The following is an 18,931-nucleotide window of genomic DNA, read 5'->3' as shown; positions in this document are numbered from 1 at the left end:
CTGTACACTGTCGGCAAAATGCATGTGCTGAGTATATGCGTAACAGATTAAGCGTGAATAAAGAATAAAATAACAAAGGTTAAATATGTCAGATAAGTTTTTCTTCAAAGGTAAAAAAGAGAAGAAGCCAAAACATTCAAGTTATGGTTTTAATACAAAGCGTGCTGTAAAAGCGGGAACTGAAGAGTTACCGTTGCAGGTGATTGTAAACAGCGAAGCGCGCAGTGAAGAGATTCAAGCTTTAGCTAAGCAACATCAATTAGTTGTTACAGTTACGGTCGATGCTGAGCAAGCAGAAAATACTACTGAGTTAGATGTATTAATTAATAAGCCTGTGACTACACGTTTTGAAAAGAAACCTGCACGTAACGAGCCATGTGTTTGTGGCAGTGGTAAAAAATTCAAGAAATGTTGTGGTGCTTAGATCCTAAGGTTGACATCGTCTTTTACATAAAACGAGCTCCTAGGAGCTCGTTTTTGTTTTCTATGGTGGGTAGGGAAGTTTTAACCTTGCTCTAATAAACGTCTTAAGTCGATTAATGCTGCATTTGCTCGTGACACGTAATTCGCCATCACTAATGAATGGTTCGCTAGAAAACCAAAGCCGCTACCGTTTAATACCATTGGGCTCCATACTGCTTGTTGAGTACCTTCTAAGTCACGGATGATCTGTTTTAAGCTCACTGTCGCATTCTTTTTCTCTAATACATCAGCAAAATCAATTTGAACCGCTTTTAAAAAGTGCAGTATAGCCCAAGTTGAGCCGCGGCTTTCATAAAATACATCATCAATTTTAAACCAGCTAGTTTGAATTTTTAACTCTTCAGAGGTTCTTGTTGATTGCTTAGCTGTGGTGTCACCTGCTAAGTTGGTATCAAAAATATCATTACCGACGCTGGCACTCAAATTTTGTGAAATAGAGCCTAAGCGCTTTTCAATTTCTCGTAACCAATCACTTAAATTATCTGCTCGTGTATAAAATTGTGCTTCTGTTTCATCTTCGGCACTTAGACGAGTACGGTAACGAGCAAAGGCTTTTATTGCATCTTTATATTCGCTTTCAGCACTAGGTAGCACCCAATTTTTATGTGAAATATTCATTTTATTTTGTGCTGTTTCAAGGTCTTTATCACCCGTTGATTGTGACTGTGAACGACTGAAGTCTAAACGCATCACTAACGCTAAATCACGAACTTGCTCTAACACACCATATTCAAATGCAGGCATATTATCCATTAGTAACCCTGGAGGAATAACATCATTTGATAATAAGCCTCCAGGTTTATCCACTAACCACTCAGCCATATCAATTAAGGTAGTGACAGTGGCATAACCTGGTACTAATTCAACATTTTCTGCTTGTGCTGTTTCCTGAACACGCGATTTAACATTATAAGATGATGGCATCCAGCCCCACCAAATAGACAGTAACCAAGAGATAAAAATAATGATGATTAATAAAGGGATGGCAGATTTTTTTAGCGCAGTAAGCATTATAGGCTTCCTATTTCAGTAATAACTATAGTATGACTGTAGCATAACCTGAGTAATAATTATCCTTTGTAGATAATAAATAGCCTCTACACTGGATAAGAAAAGCGAGTTAACACAGTTATTTATACAGATTTCTGATTACAACCAACCGTATTGCCTAATAAATGATTTAACTATCTGACTTTAGAAAGCCTGGTTTCCGTTAAGCTGAGCTCAGGTTAATTAAATAGATGAATTCTAAAACTTAATTGTTAAACTAACGCTTTACAGGTTATTTATATATTCACTTTATATTTTGGGCGTTACATGAAAATTTCAATGATAGTAGCAATGGCTGAAGATCGCGTAATTGGTTTAGACAACGATATGCCTTGGCATTTACCTGCTGATTTACAGCACTTTAAAAAAACTACCTTAGGTAAGCCAGTGATCATGGGCAGAAAAACCTATGACTCAATTGGTCGTGCTCTTCCGGGGCGCTTAAATATTGTGGTATCAAGAGATGTAAACCTGAGTATCGAAGGCGTAACTTGTGTGTCTACTGTAGAGCAGGCAATTGCTGCTGCTGAAGGCAGTGATGAGGTGATGATTATTGGTGGTGCAACCATTTATGAACACTTTCTTGCAAGTGCGAATCGTTTATACCTGACTTTGATTGACTTAAAAACTAAGGGGGATACGCATTTCCCTGATTATTTAGCACAAGGTCAGTGGCAAAAGGTGAGTAGTGAGCATTATGCCGCTGATGAAAAAAATGCCCATAATTTAGAATTTGTGACTTTGGATAGAGTATAACTCAGAGCTAAATGGTGAAGTTTAAATAGACTTAGATTATTTAGACCGTTTGAGTTTAACCATAAACAGGGCAGGATAGAGAGAACATTTTTTTATCTTGCCAACGTATCATCGACAAACTATTTCCCCATACACATCCTGTATCTAACGGATAAATGTCTGGTTGTTGTGTTTTACCTAATAGAGCAGCCCAGTGTCCAAATAAGATCGGCTTTTTATGCTTACGTGGCGTAATATCAAACCAAGGCTTTAACTGGCTGTCTTGAACTTCACTAGGTGAACGTTTATTTTGAAACTCTAATTCGCCATCAATAGTACAGTAACGCATACGGGTGAATACATTAACAATAAAACGCATTCTTTCAACACCTTGTAACGACTTACTCCAACGTGTGGGGTGATTACCGTACATATCTTTCAGCATGGTTTTATAATTATCACCATGTAATTGTGCTTCAACTTCTTTAGCAAGTTTCTTGGCTTTTTTAATGCTCCAAGCAGGCAATATACCGGCATGAACCATGATGAATTTGTGCTCAGGATGTTGCAGTAAAAGTGGTTGTTGTCTTAACCAGGTAAGCAGCTCTTGCCCATCATCGGCAGCCACAATTTCTGCTGTTTTATCTTTTTCTTTAAACGGGTGAATACCTAAGGCGGTGGCTAACAGGTGCAAGTCGTGATTCCCAAGAATCACTTTTGCGCCTATTTTCTTTATGTAACGTAAGGTTTGCAGTGATTTAGGACCTCGCGCCACTAAATCACCGGTTACCCATAGTTCATCCTGCTGAGTATCAAATTCTGCCAATTTAAGTAGCTGACGCAATTCGTCGTAACAGCCTTGAATATCGCCAACTATATAGGTTGCCATAACAACTTAGTCTTGTTGACGGTCAAAAACGTAGTTAGCAACACGTACATACTCTTCTACTGAAATATTTTCTGCACGGCTACCAATATTGATATCTAAACTGGTTAGTTCTTCAGCAGTAAGGATTTCACGCCAGCCATTACGTACCGTTTTACGACGTTGGTTAAAGGCCATTGAGCATACTTGGTTTAAGACTTTGATACTTTTAGCAATAAATGGTGGTGTGTCGTAAGGCTCTAAACGTACTACTGCAGAGTCGACTTTAGGGGCTGGTTTAAATGCTGTTGGTGGCACTTCTAGCACTGGAATAACATTGCAGTAATATTGTGCCATTACACTTAAACGGCCATAAGCTTTACAGTCAGGACCTGCACATAAACGGTTAACTACTTCTTTTTGTAACATGAAGTGCATGTCTGAAATTTTGTCTGCAAACTCAAACAAGTGGAACATTAACGGTGTAGATATATTGTAAGGTAAGTTACCAAATACACGTAGCTGCTTGTCACCTTGTACTAATTGACCAAAGTCGAAACGCATAGCATCGGCTTGAGTAATTTTTAGTTTATCGCGTAGGGTTGGGTGCTCTTCTAATCGTGCTGCCAAATCACGATCTAATTCGACGACGTTTAAGCAATTTACTTTACGTGCAACGGGCTCTGTTAAAGCACCTAAACCGGGACCAATTTCTACAATATTGTCTTCTGCCTGTGGTGCAATAGCCGCAACAATCGAATCGATGATGTAATCATCATGTAAGAAGTTTTGTCCAAAACGTTTACGGGCAGTATGGCCTAGGTGGGTTTTATCATTCATTTTTTAGTTAACCTTGTTGATGTTACTTTGGACCATGGTAATTGCTTCATTGACTGCACATAATAAACTACCTGAGTCGGCTTTTCCTGTTCCTGCTAAATCTAATGCGGTGCCGTGATCAACCGATGTACGGATGAAAGGTAGGCCTAGTGTAATATTCACTGATTGACCAAAGCCTTTGTACTTAAGTACCGGTAACCCTTGGTCATGGTACATGGCTAATACAGCATCTGCATCTTGTAAGTATTTTTCTTGAAAGAGGGTATCGGCTGGGAGTGGACCTACTAAGTTAATGCCTTTTGCTCGGATATTATCTAAAGCAGGCTCAATGATGTCGATCTCTTCTCTACCCATATGCCCACCTTCACCAGCATGTGGGTTCAATCCACATACATAGATAGTTGGGTTTTGTATTGCATATTTGTTTTTTAATTCAGCGTTTAAGATACTGATAATATTATCTAGCAATGGCTCTGTGATCGCAGCAGGCACTGCCGATAACGGCAAGTGAGTTGTTGCAAGTGCAACTCGTAAGCCTGTGGTTGCTAACATCATTACCACTAAATCTACACCTGCTTGCTCAGCAAAAAACTCTGTATGGCCACTGAATGCAACGCCAGCATCGTTAATAATGCCTTTATGGACCGGTGCAGTGACTACCGCAGCAAATTCACCATTTAAACAACCTTGGCTAGCAAAGCGTAATGTTTCCAATACGTAAGCACCATTCTCTATGTTTAATTGGCCTGCTACAACAGTTGCTGGGGCTTCTATATGTGCTACTGTAAGTTGTCCAACAGCTGGGGATGCTTGTTGTCCGTCGCGTTGATACTCAACGAAGTTAATCTGTTTGTTGAGTAGCGTAGCACGGGATTTTAGTAAGTTTAAATCAGCACAAATCACTAACTCTACCGGCCATACTTGGTCGGCAAGTTGTAAAATTAAATCAGGGCCTATGCCGCCTGGTTCACCAGCGGTTACTACAATACGTGGTAACATATTTATTCCTCGATGATGTAGTCAGGGTTAGTGATTTTAATGTAAGCCTCTTGGCGTAATTCATTTAACCAAGCGTAAGCTTCAGCCGGGAAACGTTGTCTGTAAATTAAATTGTAGGCTTTTTGTTTGGTTGCACTTTCAGTGGTGTCAGACTCACGTTTGTCTAGCACTTGTAAAATATGCCATCCATGTGTTGTTTGGAATGGTTGGCTAATTTCACCAATCGCTTGAGTTTGTGCAATGTCTCTAAATTCTGGTACATAAACGTTTGGATCTGCCCAACCTAAATCTCCGCCACGCACAGCTGAACTTGGATCTTGTGAGTATTGCTTCGCTAATTCTTCAAAGGTTTTGGTGCCATCTAAGATCTGTTGACGTAAGCGCGCTAATAACTCTTGTGTTTTTTGTTCACTTAAAATAATGCTCGGTTTAATTAAAATATGGCGAGATTTAACCTCTTCAGTCATCACATTTTGACCACCTTTTTTATCCAATATCTTAATTATATGTACACCTAAGCGTGTATGGAAAGGGCCAACGACTTCGCCTTTCGTATTGTTTTCTGATAACTCTTCAGCAAACAGACTTGGCACCTCATCTAACTTTCTCCATCCCCAATCGCCACCTTCTTCAGCTTTAGGGCCTTCAGAGTTAGCAATTGCAAGTGTTTGGATACTCGCGCCATTTTTAATCTGTTCTGCTAATTTTTCTGCTTTTTTATCAGCTGCTAGCTTCTCTTCTGGTGATGCATCCTCAGCTACTTTTAATAAAATGTGCGCAAAACGTAATTCCGTTTGTTCTTCGCCAGCTTGATTAATACGGGCAATAACTTGCTCTACTTCTTGATCTGAGATGCTGATACGACGACGTACTTGTATTTGACGCACTTCATTAATCGTTAATTCATCACGAATATTGCTGACAAATGATTTGTAATTAATGCCTGAAGACGCTAATTCTTCACGTAGGCCAGCAACTGTTGTACCACGATCTTTTGCTATTTCTACAATTGTTTGGTCAACTTGAGAGTCATTGATACGCAGACCAATGCGGTCTGCAATTTGTAGCTGTAGACGGTCACTGATTAATTTATCTAATACTTGTTTATCTAAAATTTCTGCATCAGGTAAGCTTTGGCCACTGTCTTGGTAACGTTTTATTAAGTCTCGTTTCATGTTGGTCATATCACTTGTGAGTATTAGCTCTTTATTGACCACGGCTTCAATCTTATCGACTTCTACTTCTGCTGCATTCGCGAATGGCGATAATGTAGTCACTACAATAAGAGCACTTAAAATTCGTTTTGATAAATTCATTTTCTACCTATTACTTTAAATAAAATGGACGGCCATAGTCGAATAGACCATCATCAGTACCAGAAGTGCCAACACCACCTAAACCTTTTAACTCTAATGTTAAGCTAACACTTCTTTCTGTTTCAATATCATCATCGTAACTGTCTTCGTCACCATAATAAGAAAGTAAATGTTGATCATACGTTAAACCAATCGCCCAACAACATGATTGATATTTAATACCGATAATACTTTCAAAACTATTGTCATAGTCAACATTATAATAATAACTAGCAAATGTTGACCATTGAGTATTTAGAGACCAGTTTACTTTTGTCCCCACTTGGTTAACGATTTCATCCCAGTCTGCATCTTGGTCATCTTTGTAATAACGATAACTTAGTTGCATATAGTTGTCGCCAAGCCAACGTTTTTCGAAGGTTGTATTAGCGCGACGAATAAAGTTCTGGTCACTATTCCACTCGATACCAGCATGGTAAAAGTAGTCATTTTCAAAGTTAACATCTAGCTCTGCTACTATCGATGATTTATTTAGTTCAGTGTCGTCATCGTCATCATCGTCACTTGGTAACACGGTGCGTGATTGTGAGAAATAGTAGTTTTGACCAACTGCAAAGCGTAATTTCTCTTTACCTTGTGCGTTTAAGAAGCTTGTTGAAACACCAAAAGTAAGTTGATCGGCTTCAGCGATACGATCATATCCTGAATAACGGTTATCACGGAACAGACCGTAGTAATCTTGTTGAAGAGTGGTCGTATCGTATAAACCAATACCAGATTGATCTTGGTAAGGCACATATAAGTACTGAAGTTGAGGTACTAATGTCTGACGGTAATCATCACCAAACCAAGTTAAGTCACGCTCTAAGTTAATACCTGAGTTAATTTTGAAAGAAGGCAGGTTACGCACTTCAGTCTCTTCTAAATCGTCATACCAGTCATACTTGGTTGCGTTATCTAAATCTTGTTCGTAGTAACTCAACATATATTTCAGTTCAGTGTTAACAAACATTGAATCATAATATAGAGGTAAAGATATTTTAGGCTCTACATGTACACGCGTACCTGTGTATACGTCATCGTCATCATGAGTAAATCGGGTAACTTCAGAATACAAATCAAACTGTAAACTTTTCCAGTTAAGTGGTTTGTGCGCATTGAAAGCAAGTTTAGGCAACACAATATGTGAAGAATCATCGTCATCATCACTTTCTAGTACTTGGAAATTTCTCACTTCTAATTCACTATTCCAGTTGCTTTCTGTGTAACTTAATTGCGCGGTTTGTAATAATTGGTTATCACTACGTGTACCGTAATCAGTACTGATATCACTGAAGTAATATTCATCACTTACTTTGTTGTAGTCAGCCTCAAAGCGCCAGTTTTGTCCAAAGTCAACGGAGTGATCAAGATGCACTAAATAACGGTCACCAATGTCATTACCATCATCATCTTGACGAATACGGTCATCGGAGAGGTATTCAACCTGAGCTGTGCCTGAACCAATCCCAAACAGGTAACGATATTCAGCGGCAACTAACATGCCACGATTTTGCATGTAAGTAGGAGTAATAGTTGCATCTTGATTAGGTGCAATATTAATATATACAGGTTGCTTGTAGGTTAACCCATTAACTGACGAGTATTCATAAGTAGGGAATAAAATACCTGTTTTACGAGTATCAGATAATGGGTAACTGATATAAGGGAAATAGAAAACCGGCACATCTTTAATTCTTAGTACGGCATTCCAAGCTGTACCCATATCTTCTTCTTGGTCGATATATAACGTTGAGGCATCTAAGCTCCAGGTAATATCGTTAGGTGGACAAGCAGTGTAATTTGATGACTTTAGTTCGTAAAAGCCTTTACCGTTATCATGTACCTCATCTGCACTACCGCGACCACCTTGGCCATGGAATTGGAATTCGGTTTGGAATATTGAAGATTCATCGGTTTTAAAGTTGGTATCAATTTGGTCTGCTAACAGCGTAACTTGGCCATCAACATAACGCGCATTACCAATAGCATTGGCTTGTGCGGTATCTCGGTTATAAATTAACTTATCAGTATTTAGGCTTTTATCACCTTGCACTAGGTTAACGTCGCCTTGATAAATAATTTCACCGTCTAGTCCTCTCAGTGAGTCAGCATCAACACTAACAGGGATTTGGTTTCTATCTAATTCATTATTACGTGTTGTGATACGAGGAACTTGCTGATAACACTGTTGGAAAAACAGTTCTTGATCATTAAGCTCAGTGTTTTCTGAACTTTCTGAACCATTATCTGTATTATTTATATTGTCTTTTAATTCACTATTATCAACTTCCTGTGCAATCGCACTTGCAATGGGGGATATTATAAACAATAAAGGCAGTAGTTTTAGCATGGATAACTCACAACAAGTGCTTAGAAGCATTAACAAACGCTAAGCAGAAACAATAATATGGCGTATATAATAGAGTAAACTTATGCATGCTCCAATCTTTGATTGATTAATACGCGTGTATTTTTGTTATTTAGTACAAATAATTGGCAAATCGTTTCAGAGTTAGTCAAAATAATAAACAGATTGAATTTTTTCTTAATTTATAGGTAATTATTAGTTATGCGCATATGGGGCAAATTATTAGGTGGTCTTTTTGGATTTATGTTCGGGCATTTTTTAGGCTTGATCTTAGGTGTGTGGTTAGGCCATCGTTTTGATGTTGCTGTGGGACGTAACTTTAATATGCAAGATGGTATTTTAGGCGGCCGCGGAAATAGCGCAGAAAAACAAAAATTATTTTTTGAAACTGCTTTTTCAGTAATGGGGCACGTTGCAAAATCTAAAGGGCAAGTAACACAAACTGATATTCAAGTAGCCAATGCTTACATGGATCAAATGAACTTGCACGGTGAAGCTCGTACACAAGCACAAGCGGCGTTTACTGAAGGTAAAAATGCTGATTTTGCATTGGTCGATAGATTACAAGATTTTAAGCGTGGTCTTCATGGTGAGCGTAATGTATTGCAAATGTTCTTGGCTATTCAAGTGCAAGTTGCTTGTTCAGATGGTGAGATTGACCAAAATGAACAAGCTATTCTGTACACCATTGCCGAAACCTTAGGTTTTTCTCGTTTTGAGTTAGACAGGTTGATTCAAATGATTCAAGGCCAGCAACATTTCCATCGCGGTAGCCAGGGAGGACAGCAATATAATAAAGCCGATTCAGAAGCGGATGCATACAAAGTGTTAGGTGTGGAAAGCAGTGCCACTGATAAAGAAGTTAAACGAGCTTACCGTAAATTGATGAGTCAAAATCATCCTGATAAATTGGCATCAAAAGGGCTACCTGAAGAGATGATGGAGCTAGCAAAAGAGAAAGCGCAAGATATTCAAAAAGCCTACGAAGTATTACGTACTAGTCGTGGCTTTAAATAACTGTGCACTTAAATAACTCTGGTTTGAAATAACTAATGTACTCGGTAATTAAACGTTATAGCTTACAACTCGTCTTCACTTTGAGTTTACTGGTTGGTTTACAATTACCGAGTTTTTTACATCAGTATGAAACGCGTTTACAAGGGCACTTTGCTGAAGCTCAATTACAACTTGCTAAATTCCAGTCACTGGCTGATTTATACTTTGAAGGTGACTTAGGAGCTCTTATTCAACAGCATCGCGATAGTAATGAAAATGTATTTCGTGATGAAGCTGAAGTGATTTCAGCCAATTATCAACGCGTGCAAACATTAAAAATACAAATCAATGAATTACAACAGCCTTTATGGCATCGTCTATTCAGGTTAACTCAACAAGTTAATTCTCCGATCATTAAACAAACGTGGCAAAACTATCAGGCTAATATTGTGCTTAATCAGCAAGCAATTATTGTTGGTGTTTCTGTGGCAATTATATTGATGCTGCTCTTAGAAGTTATTTTAACGTTAATAAAATATTTAATATCGAGTCTATTTATTCGCACTAAACAACCGGTTAAAAACTGAAGGATTCAGGCTGCTCTGTAAACCCTGTTGTGTATTTCTTTTAAGTCTAAATAACCTCAATACTGGATAAGAAAAGCGAGTCAGACCGCTATTTATACTGGTTTCTACGTTACATTATTTCTTAATAACCCGTTATTGCTTCCATAATTTACCTTGAGCTACGCACAACTAGCTGTATTGTCTAATAAATGCTCTAACTATATGATTTTATGTTATTCTTCGCTCCCATCAATCCAAACTGAGGTTAAATAGGCATTTAACTTTTGCATCTATTGCATCGCTTCTCTATTATTAGCACCTTATTATTTCTAATAGACTTTTAAATCGGAGCTTAAATCATGTCTACTTTCTCTCTTGCATTTGGTACTGCTACTAAAAATCGCGACCAAAAAATCATTGAAGCGTTTTTTCCAAATCCAATTTTAAATCCAAATGAAGATCTAGTGGCAACGATTGCTGCTATCGTAGGTTACCAAGGTGGCAACCAAGTTATTGAAATTGACCGTTCACTTGCTGAACAATTAGCAGCGGCATTTAATGGCGAAAACGACACTGATAATGCTGATTTTGCTGTTGCAGCGGCTAAATCAAAGCAAACCTTAGTACTCGTTATTTTAGCGACAGATGAAGCACCACAAAGTGTTGCTGAAGGTTACTTAAAGTTACAACTTATCTCACACCGTTTAGTTAAACCACATGGTGTTGTATTAGACGGTATCTTTGGTCTACTTCATAACATTGCTTGGACTAATAAAGGTGCTATTGACCTTCCAGAGTTAAAAGATCGTCAAATCGAAGCGCGTCTAAAAGGTAAAACTATCATTGTAGATTGTGTAGATAAATTCCCTAAAATGGTTGATTACGTAGTACCTGCTGGTGTGCGTATTGCTGATACATCACGTGTACGCCTAGGTGCGCACGTAGGTGAAGGTACGACGGTAATGCATGAAGGTTTCATCAACTTTAACGCAGGTACTTCAGGCGTAAGTATGGTTGAAGGCCGTATCTCTGCTGGCGTTATGGTCGGTGAAGGTAGTGATATCGGTGGTGGTGCTTCAATTATGGGCACACTTTCTGGTGGTGGTAAAATGGTTGTTGCTATTGGTGAAAATAGCTTACTGGGGGCAAATGCAGGTTTAGGGTTCCCACTAGGTAATCGTTGTACTATCGAATCTGGTTTATATGTTACTGCAGGCTCTAAAGTTAAAATGTTAGACAACGAAGGTAACGATGCTGGTTTTGTTAAAGCGCGTGACCTAGCGAATAAAGATGACCTATTATTCCGCCGTAATTCAATGACTGGTCAAATTGAATGCTTAGCAAACAAAAGCGCTGTTGAATTAAATAGCATGCTACATTCAAACTAAATACTAATGTTTATTTAGTGCTCCTATTAAGGTTATCTTCGGATAACCTTTTTTGTATCTGCTTAAAAGTTGCTGTGATTAATTTATAGCTTGTCCAACCTTTAGTTTCTTCTACCACTTTCTGATTTTATTTTGAGATGCATTTGCTTAGTGTTTTTAACTTACTCTATATATAGTACAAAAGAGGTAGTTTTGTTTTTTATGTCTATACTCATTTATTAATGTCAATTAAATCAGCGTAAAATGGAAAAAAGGAAGAGGGAAACAATGGATAAGAGTCATTATAATGCGTCATTGACACTTAAATTATATGCACTAGCTGCCATTTTATTTGGCAGTTATGGTGGTAAGGTTTGTCCTTTTTTGGCGACTTTAACCTTCACTGAGATATTTATACATGTTGCCCTAACTTTTACGAGTTTATTTTTAGCTCGTCACTTTTTATTAGCAGATCATCATTTAAATAAGAGTAATCAGCAGATTAAATTAGACACCTGGTGTTTTTTCATCGCTAGTATCCCTTTGACACTTGTTTACAATATTTTTTATGACTTTGGTTTAGACAGTAATGCTAAAGTGTTATTTGGAATGGCCTTATTTGGCTTTTTCACAGGTTGTCTTTTGCAGCTTTCTGCTAAGTTAACCCATATGCAAGAGATGCAAGAAAAGGGTGATTTTAACTATCAATTATTAGGTTCGCGTACTTCATTAGTTAATCAGATGATTGCCTTAGTAGTATTTCTATTAATTATGCTAACCGGTGCATTAACCATGGTTGCGGTTAAGGATATTTTTTGGTTGAAACACAATCCTGCTTTAGTGGCTGATGGCACTGGGCAAATTAGTGTGATTAAGGAACTGCTATTTATTGCGGCAATTGTCACTGGCTATGCGATTGCGGTAATGAGGTTATGGGCGAAGGTAATTAAAGGTGTGTTATTAAGTCAAGAACGCGCATTAATCGATGTCAGTGAAGGTCGGCTTGATACGCGTTTACCTATATTCAGTTTCGATGAATTTGGCACTGCAGCATCGCTGACTAATAGCATGTTAGATAGTTTACAATTTTCACAAAACGAGGTGAAAACTACACGCGATGTGGCTATTGTTAGTTTGTCTGCATTAGCCGAGTCTCGAGATAATGAAACTGGAGCACATATTTTGCGCACTCAAGAGTATGTAAAAGCCTTAGCTGAGCAGTTAAGTTTATCTTCTAAATATAAGGAGTTATTAACACCTACATACATTGAGTTGTTATATAAATCTGCGCCGTTACATGATGTGGGAAAAGTAGGAATTCCCGATAACATTCTACTTAAACCGGATAAATTAACTGATGAAGAGTTTGTTATTATGAAAGGGCATGCACAAATTGGTGCTGATGCCCTATCGATTGCTGAGAAGCAATTAGGCACGAGTTCTTTCTTACAAGTGGCTAAAGAGATAGCACAATCACATCATGAGAAGTGGGATGGTTCAGGTTACCCTAAGCAACTTGTGGGGGAGGATATTCCATTATCAGGTAGATTAATGGCATTGGCTGATGTTTATGATGCATTAATTAGTAAACGTGTTTATAAACCTGCTTTTTCACATGACAAAGCAAAGGGAATTATTCTTGAGGGGCAAGGTACGCACTTTGATCCTAATATAGTGGTCGCCTTTTTAGAGGTGGAGGATAGGTTTGTTGAGATTGCAGCGCACTTTCAAGACAGTAGTGATGATATAGCTGCATAATACTAATTAACTGCGCTATTTCATTTGTTAAAATAGCTTATTTTTCGTTGTAAATTTCACAAAAGAGACTGCTGTTTATTTTAATTTTCGTCTTATACTAACTCATTTTACTGCGCAAAATGTCGAACGCTTATTTAAAAAATTGGTATAAAAAAGACCTACTAGCCAAGCTGGTAGGTCTTTGAAGTTTTGTAAGTGAAACTTAAGCAGCTTTTTATTTTACATACTGCTTATTTACACGACGTGAAATACCACAAAGTAAAGTATAGCCAATAGTATCGGCACATTGTGCAATCTCATTGACTGGGATGTTATCTCCCCAAAATTCTACTTCATAGCCAATACAGTCTTGGTCTTCGAACATAGACAAATCAATCATGATCATATCCATTGCTACTCGACCTAGTAATTGGCTTTTTTTACCATTCACCAAAACTGGTGTGCCAGTACCTGCATGTCTTGGGTAACCATCAGCATAACCGATAGAAACTGTTCCTATTTTACTTGGTTCTTTAGCTTCCCACAGGGCGTTATAACCAACGCATTCACCGGCTTCGATGATGCGTTCAGAAATGACTTTTGCCTTAAAGGTCATAGCCGGTGCTAATGACTTTGCAATCTCTGGACTATCAATAGGAGAAGCTCCATATAACATAATCCCAGGACGAACCCATTGTACTCTATCTGGCATAGCCTTAGTTAATACTGCAGATGAGTTTGCAATACTAATGTCGCCAGGTAAATCTCCAACGGTTTCTAAAAAAAGTTCTGTTTGCTGTTTAGTGCGGAGTGAACTTAAATCATCAGCAGAAGAGAAGTGCGTAATATGGGTTATACTATTAACCTGTGGCATCTTTTCAAGTTGCTGCCAAGCATTTGCATATTGGTGAGGTAAAAAACCTAAGCGATGCATACCAGTATCCATTTTTAACCAAGCATTTATCGGTTTAGCGAAACTTGCTTGTTGTATTGCATCTAATTGATATTGGCTGTGTATAACAGTCCATAAATTAAATTCACTGATATAAGTAAGCTCATCTGCGGTGAAGAAACCTTCTAGTAATAAGATCGGTTGTTCAATACCTGCATCACGAAGCTCTTTTGCCTCTTCGATACATGCAACAGCAAAAGCATCGGCGACATCACTTAGTTCATTTGCTACTTCAATAGCACCATGACCATAAGCGTTGGCTTTAATCGTTGCAATGGCTTTAGCCGGTGCTGCCAATGACTTTGCGTATAAATAATTTTGTTTAATTGCACTTAACTTAATAACTGCCGTTGCAGGTCTAGCCATTTTGAATCCTATTTTGCGTAACGGTCAACTGATAAACCAGCATCATCAATTTCTGGCTGTTTATCATTAATTACATCGCTAACAAATTTTGCTGAGCCTAAAGACATGGTCCAACCTAATGTACCGTGGCCTGTGTTGAGAAATAAGTTGTCGATGTTAGTTTTACCCAGAATAGGTGTGCCGTCTGGTGTCATCGGTCGTAAACCAGTCCAGAACTCTGCCTTTGCTAAGTCAGCTGCATGTGGGAATAGGTCCGCAATAGAGAATTCGATATTTTTGCGACGTTTTTCTAATAAAGCCGTGTTGTAAGAGCTAATTTCGGCTGTACCACCCACTCGAATTCGGTCACCTAAACGAGTGATCGCCACTTTATAGGTTTCATCCATTACTGTCGACTCAGGCGCAGCAGAAAAATCTTCAATAGGTAATGTTAGTGAGTAACCTTTAATTGGATAAACAGGTACTTTGATACCCACATTCGCTAACATATGAGTTGAGTAAGAGCCTAACGCCATTAAGTAAGTATCAGCAGTAAGTTCACCTTTATCAGTTGAGACACTGACAATTTCACCACCTTGCTTGTTTAGCTTTTGAATGTTGGTATCCATCATAAATTTCACACCCATTCTTTCACAATCTTTCGAGAGTTCAGTAACAAACTGGTGACAATCACCGGTTTCGTCATTAGGTAAGTGAAGACCACCAACAATTTTATTAATGGTATGTTTAAGAGCTGGCTCATAACTTAGACAATCATCAGCACTTAATACGGTATGAGCAACGCCACACTCAGTCAGTACTTGGATATCTTTCTTAGCACTTTGTACTTGGCTCTCTGTACGGAAAACTTGTAATGTGCCTTGCGTTCTGTGATCGTACTGGATATTAATTTCACGTCGAATATCACGTAAACAGTCACGACTATATTCAGCAACACGCATCATGCGAGCTTTATTGATTTGGTAATCAGATGTATTACAGTTGGCGACCATTTTAGTCATCCAAATCATGGTTTCTGTATCAAGATCTTTAAAGTTGATCTTTAAAGGAGCGAGTTCTTGTATTAACCACTTCATTGCTTTGATTGGAATACCCGGTGCTGCCCAAGGTGCAGAGTACCCAGGAGAAATTTGACCTGCATTAGCAAAGCTAGTTTCGTTAGCAACTGTAGATTGTCTATCAACAACAGTAACATCATGTCCGGACTTAGCTAAGTACCATGCACTTGTTACGCCTATTACACCTGAACCTAAAATTAACACTTTCATTATTATTCCAAAAATAATCATCCATTAGTAATCTCATCATAATGGCTATTGATCATTATTAATGTTTGTATTTACATTTCTTTCAGAATAAAACACTGAAAATATCGTAGAATTTAGCGTTTTACTCTTAATAGTCTTATATTTTTAATGGGTATTAGTTTTTCACTTTGAAATGTGCGTAATAATTGTTCTGTCACAGAAATGCTGAAATGAGGGATTATAAAAGCTAAAAGCAGTGTTATTTATATTGCTTAAAGAAAAAATCCAATACATTGCTGTATTGGATTTTGTGAATTATCTATTCAATGCTGATGGTTTATTAAATTAAGCGTGCCAATAAAGGCTATTTACTATCTGCATCCATTTTGTCTTTTATTTTTTCTTCATCTTTAGGTAAATATTTATAAATATAAACACCACTTATTAATGTAAAGACGATAGTTGCGCCCAATAAACCAAATACTTTGAAGTTAACCCAAACATCTTCTGCCATATAAAAAGCTACGTAGATATTCAAGAGCCCTAAGATGAAGAAGAATACCGCCCAAGCTAGGTTTAAATTTTTCCAAACCTGCTCTGGTAAGGTGATCTCTTTACCTAACATCTGCTTGATGATTGGCTTTTTGAAGATATATTGGCTGGCTAACAAAGCAATAGAGAAGAGGGCATATACTGCCGTCACTTTCCATTTAATAAATAGGTCGTTGTGTAGGACGAGTGTTAAAGAGCCAAAGATTAACACCATTAAAAAAGTGATCACGTGCATTTTTTCTACTTTACCGTGTTTAAAGTAGTTATAAGCGAGTAATAACCCCGTGCTGATAATTAACGAGCCAGTCGCTGCGTAGATATCAACCATTTTATAAACAATAAAAAAGATGATTAAAGGTATAAATTCAAAAAATTGTTTCATATCACTCTCTATTATTTGAATGTTGCAGCTTTCATAGCACTGATAAATTCAGTCATTTCTGATTGCATTTTTTCCGGATTACCTAGATTACGCTCAATCACTTTAACTACCGCGGACCCAGAAATAGCTCCAGCTGCACCCGATTTGATAGCATCTGCAACCTGTTCAGGTTGAGAAATACCAAAGCCCAGTAACGAAGGAGGGGCGTTATGCTCACCTAATGTTTCAAGCATATGTTCAACGGGCATACCTGCTTTAGCATCAGCGCCAGTGACACCGGCACGACTTAATAAGTAAGTATAACCTTGGCCATATTCAGCAACTTGTTTTAAAGTTGCTTTATCACCATTAGGTGGTGCAATAAAGATTTGTTGTAACCCCACTTTGTCTGCTGCTGCTCGGTAAGGTGCACTTTCATGTAACGGCACATCCGCAATCAGAATTGAATCAACGCCAGCTGCTTTACACTCTTGGTAGAAAGATTCAATGCCATTACGATAAACAAGGTTAACATATAACAATAAACCGATAGGAGTTTCAGGATGCCTTGCACGAATCTCTTTGATTATTTCAAAGCATACTTGCGGTGTAGTACCTGAGTTTAAGGCACGAATTGAAGCATCTTGAATCACCACGCCGTCAGCAACGGGATCTGAAAATGGGATGCCTAATTCAAGTGCATCTGCGCCTGCTTTAACTAGTGTATCAATAATATTTAACGACTGCTCGCGGTCAGGGTCTCCAACTGTCACAAATGGGACAAAGGCACCTTGATTCGCTTTTGCTAGTTTGTCGAATAATTTTGCGTATCGCTGTGATTGTAGATCGTGTGCCATTAGATCATACCTCTCTTTTCAAATATGTCTGCGACAGTGAAGATATCTTTATCGCCACGTCCTGATAAATTCACAATGATGACCTGTTCTTTATCATCATGCTCAATAATTTTTAATGCGTGTGCTAAAGCATGAGATGATTCCAAAGCTGGAATAATACCTTCCTGCTCGGCTAATGCTTTAAATGCAAGTAGCGCTTCATCATCGGTTGCATTGACATATTCTGCGCGGCCTATTTTTGCTAAGTGAGCATGTTGTGGCCCCACTGATGGAAAATCTAAACCAGCTGAAATTGAGTATGATTCTTGAATTTGGCCATGGTCATCTTGCATCATCAATGATTTCATTCCAAAGAATATACCATCTGTACCACAAGCAATAGGACAACCATGCTCGCCCGTTTCTATTCCGTGGCCACCTGGTTCTACACCAATTAGCTGCACGTTTTCTTCTTCAATAAAGTCAGCAAAAATACCAATCGCATTAGACCCACCACCAACACAAGCAATTACTTTATCAGGTAAAATACCTTCTTTACGTAAACATTGCTGCTTCGCTTCTTCACCAATGACTTTTTGGTATTCACGGACAATGGTAGGGAATGGGTGTGGTCCTGCAGCAGTACCTAACAGGTAATGCGCAGTTTCGTAGCTACCAGCCCAATCACGAAGTGCTTCATTACATGCATCTTTTAATGTTGAAGAGCCAGAAGTAACTGGAATCACTTCAGCCCCCATTAGACGCATTCTGAACATATTAGGTTTTTGGCGTTCACAGTCTACTGCACCCATGTAAACTCGGCACTTTAAACCAAGTAATGCACAGGCTAATGCTGTTGCTACACCGTGTTGACCTGCGCCTGTTTCAGCAATGATCTCTGTTTTACCCATGCGTTTTGCTAATAAAGCTTGGCCTAATACTTGATTAGTTTTGTGTGCGCCACCGTGTAACAAGTCCTCACGTTTTAGGTATAACTTGGTTTTTTTACCCTTGGTTAAATTACGGCACAAAGTCAGTGGAGTAGGGCGACCAGCATACTCTGTCAGTAGTTCTTTAAATTCTTCTTGAAATGATTCATCTTGCTGCGCTTTTAGAAATTCAGCTTCAAGTTGTTTTAATGCTGGGACTAATATTTGTGGTACATACATACCACCAAAGTCACCAAAATAAGCGTTTAATGTTTCCATTTTTATATTACCTTTTAATCGGTTTAATGTTGTCTAATATCAACA

General features: G+C 38.3%; 17 protein-coding genes. 6 read left to right on the top strand and 11 right to left on the bottom strand.

Annotation, left to right across the window (positions count from 1 at the left end; genetic code table 11):
• Positions 1–85: 85 nt before the first annotated feature.
• Complete coding sequence (locus OW492_RS03670; RefSeq protein WP_290038509.1) at positions 86–424, top strand: PBPRA1643 family SWIM/SEC-C metal-binding motif protein; 339 nt, start codon at positions 86–88, stop codon at positions 422–424.
• Between the two features lie 80 nt (positions 425–504).
• On the opposite strand, the gene OW492_RS03665 is transcribed toward OW492_RS03670, so the two are convergent.
• Entirely contained in the window at positions 505–1,494 is a 990-nt protein-coding gene (locus OW492_RS03665) for a DUF2333 family protein (protein ID WP_290038507.1), read from the bottom strand.
• Between the two features lie 306 nt (positions 1,495–1,800).
• On the opposite strand from OW492_RS03665, the gene folA reads away from it, so the two are divergent.
• On the top strand, positions 1,801–2,289 hold the full coding sequence (gene folA, locus OW492_RS03660; RefSeq protein WP_290038506.1) for a type 3 dihydrofolate reductase: 489 nt from the start codon (positions 1,801–1,803) through the stop codon (positions 2,287–2,289).
• A gap of 55 nt (positions 2,290–2,344) precedes the next feature.
• Here folA and OW492_RS03655 read toward each other — a convergent pair whose 3' ends face one another.
• Genes OW492_RS03655 through lptD form a run of 5 tightly spaced genes read right to left on the bottom strand, consistent with a single transcriptional unit; the run spans position 2,345 to position 8,680 of the window.
• Positions 2,345–3,157 (bottom strand): symmetrical bis(5'-nucleosyl)-tetraphosphatase, encoded by an 813-nt coding sequence (locus OW492_RS03655; protein WP_290038505.1) that lies wholly within the window; start codon positions 3,155–3,157, stop codon positions 2,345–2,347.
• Between the two features lie 6 nt (positions 3,158–3,163).
• On the bottom strand, positions 3,164–3,973 hold the full coding sequence (rsmA, locus tag OW492_RS03650) for a 16S rRNA (adenine(1518)-N(6)/adenine(1519)-N(6))-dimethyltransferase RsmA (RefSeq protein ID WP_290038503.1): 810 nt from the start codon (positions 3,971–3,973) through the stop codon (positions 3,164–3,166).
• A 3-nt stretch (positions 3,974–3,976) separates the two neighbouring features.
• Entirely contained in the window at positions 3,977–4,972 is a 996-nt protein-coding gene (gene pdxA / locus OW492_RS03645) for a 4-hydroxythreonine-4-phosphate dehydrogenase PdxA (protein ID WP_290038502.1), read from the bottom strand.
• 2 nt (positions 4,973–4,974) lie between these two features.
• The gene (gene surA / locus OW492_RS03640; RefSeq protein ID WP_290038501.1) at positions 4,975–6,288 is read right to left on the bottom strand and encodes a peptidylprolyl isomerase SurA; all 1,314 of its coding nucleotides are present in this window, start codon (positions 6,286–6,288) and stop codon (positions 4,975–4,977) included.
• Between the two features lie 10 nt (positions 6,289–6,298).
• Positions 6,299–8,680 carry an LPS assembly protein LptD gene (gene lptD, locus OW492_RS03635; RefSeq protein WP_290038500.1) on the bottom strand — a complete coding sequence of 794 codons (2,382 nt, stop codon included), beginning with the start codon at positions 8,678–8,680 and terminating at the stop codon, positions 6,299–6,301.
• A gap of 219 nt (positions 8,681–8,899) precedes the next feature.
• Between lptD and djlA the strand changes: the two genes are divergently transcribed.
• The 4 genes from djlA (at position 8,900) to OW492_RS03615 (ending at position 13,385) form a co-directional block, all read left to right on the top strand.
• Positions 8,900–9,715, top strand: coding sequence for a co-chaperone DjlA (gene djlA, locus OW492_RS03630; protein ID WP_290038499.1), 816 nt, complete (start codon positions 8,900–8,902; stop codon positions 9,713–9,715).
• 35 nt (positions 9,716–9,750) lie between these two features.
• The gene (locus OW492_RS03625) at positions 9,751–10,281 is read left to right on the top strand and encodes a DUF2937 family protein (RefSeq protein WP_290038498.1); all 531 of its coding nucleotides are present in this window, start codon (positions 9,751–9,753) and stop codon (positions 10,279–10,281) included.
• A gap of 338 nt (positions 10,282–10,619) precedes the next feature.
• On the top strand, positions 10,620–11,648 hold the full coding sequence (gene dapD / locus OW492_RS03620; protein WP_290038497.1) for a 2,3,4,5-tetrahydropyridine-2,6-dicarboxylate N-succinyltransferase: 1,029 nt from the start codon (positions 10,620–10,622) through the stop codon (positions 11,646–11,648).
• Positions 11,649–11,915: 267 nt separating this feature from the next.
• Positions 11,916–13,385: an HD domain-containing phosphohydrolase gene (locus tag OW492_RS03615; protein WP_290038496.1), complete on the top strand. Its 1,470-nt coding sequence runs from the start codon at positions 11,916–11,918 to the stop codon at positions 13,383–13,385.
• 214 nt (positions 13,386–13,599) lie between these two features.
• Here OW492_RS03615 and alr read toward each other — a convergent pair whose 3' ends face one another.
• From alr to trpB, 5 genes are all read right to left on the bottom strand, one after another.
• Entirely contained in the window at positions 13,600–14,682 is a 1,083-nt protein-coding gene (alr, locus tag OW492_RS03610) for an alanine racemase (protein WP_290038495.1), read from the bottom strand.
• A gap of 8 nt (positions 14,683–14,690) precedes the next feature.
• A complete protein-coding gene (locus OW492_RS03605; protein WP_290038494.1) occupies positions 14,691–15,950 on the bottom strand; it encodes a D-amino acid dehydrogenase in 1,260 nt (419 codons plus the stop codon).
• Between the two features lie 343 nt (positions 15,951–16,293).
• A complete protein-coding gene (locus tag OW492_RS03600; protein WP_290038493.1) occupies positions 16,294–16,863 on the bottom strand; it encodes a septation protein A in 570 nt (189 codons plus the stop codon).
• 11 nt (positions 16,864–16,874) lie between these two features.
• A complete protein-coding gene (trpA, locus tag OW492_RS03595) occupies positions 16,875–17,699 on the bottom strand; it encodes a tryptophan synthase subunit alpha (protein ID WP_290038492.1) in 825 nt (274 codons plus the stop codon).
• Positions 17,699–18,886: a tryptophan synthase subunit beta gene (gene trpB / locus OW492_RS03590; protein ID WP_290038491.1), complete on the bottom strand. Its 1,188-nt coding sequence runs from the start codon at positions 18,884–18,886 to the stop codon at positions 17,699–17,701. Before trpB ends, trpA begins: the two co-directional genes overlap by 1 nt.
• Positions 18,887–18,931 lie beyond the last annotated feature (45 nt).

Source organism: Psychromonas sp. 14N.309.X.WAT.B.A12 (assembly GCF_030397575.1).
Classification (GTDB): Bacteria; Pseudomonadota; Gammaproteobacteria; order Enterobacterales; family Psychromonadaceae; genus Psychromonas.
The sequence above is the reverse complement of the archived record's forward strand: the minus strand, read 5'-3'. Positions and strand labels throughout refer to the sequence as shown.

Coding starts and splice junctions, on each gene's coding strand:
- OW492_RS03605 (WP_290038494.1), bottom strand. CDS start 15,950: ATGAAAGTGTTAATTTTAGGTTCAGGTGTAATAGGCGTAACAAGTGCA.
- OW492_RS03625 (WP_290038498.1), top strand. CDS start 9,751: ATGTACTCGGTAATTAAACGTTATAGCTTACAACTCGTCTTCACTTTG.
- djlA (WP_290038499.1), top strand. CDS start 8,900: ATGCGCATATGGGGCAAATTATTAGGTGGTCTTTTTGGATTTATGTTC.
- trpB (WP_290038491.1), bottom strand. CDS start 18,886: ATGGAAACATTAAACGCTTATTTTGGTGACTTTGGTGGTATGTATGTA.
- OW492_RS03670 (WP_290038509.1), top strand. CDS start 86: ATGTCAGATAAGTTTTTCTTCAAAGGTAAAAAAGAGAAGAAGCCAAAA.
- pdxA (WP_290038502.1), bottom strand. CDS start 4,972: ATGTTACCACGTATTGTAGTAACCGCTGGTGAACCAGGCGGCATAGGC.
- surA (WP_290038501.1), bottom strand. CDS start 6,288: ATGAATTTATCAAAACGAATTTTAAGTGCTCTTATTGTAGTGACTACA.
- alr (WP_290038495.1), bottom strand. CDS start 14,682: ATGGCTAGACCTGCAACGGCAGTTATTAAGTTAAGTGCAATTAAACAA.
- lptD (WP_290038500.1), bottom strand. CDS start 8,680: ATGCTAAAACTACTGCCTTTATTGTTTATAATATCCCCCATTGCAAGT.
- OW492_RS03615 (WP_290038496.1), top strand. CDS start 11,916: ATGGATAAGAGTCATTATAATGCGTCATTGACACTTAAATTATATGCA.
- folA (WP_290038506.1), top strand. CDS start 1,801: ATGAAAATTTCAATGATAGTAGCAATGGCTGAAGATCGCGTAATTGGT.
- dapD (WP_290038497.1), top strand. CDS start 10,620: ATGTCTACTTTCTCTCTTGCATTTGGTACTGCTACTAAAAATCGCGAC.
- OW492_RS03655 (WP_290038505.1), bottom strand. CDS start 3,157: ATGGCAACCTATATAGTTGGCGATATTCAAGGCTGTTACGACGAATTG.
- rsmA (WP_290038503.1), bottom strand. CDS start 3,973: ATGAATGATAAAACCCACCTAGGCCATACTGCCCGTAAACGTTTTGGA.
- OW492_RS03665 (WP_290038507.1), bottom strand. CDS start 1,494: ATGCTTACTGCGCTAAAAAAATCTGCCATCCCTTTATTAATCATCATT.
- OW492_RS03600 (WP_290038493.1), bottom strand. CDS start 16,863: ATGAAACAATTTTTTGAATTTATACCTTTAATCATCTTTTTTATTGTT.
- trpA (WP_290038492.1), bottom strand. CDS start 17,699: ATGGCACACGATCTACAATCACAGCGATACGCAAAATTATTCGACAAA.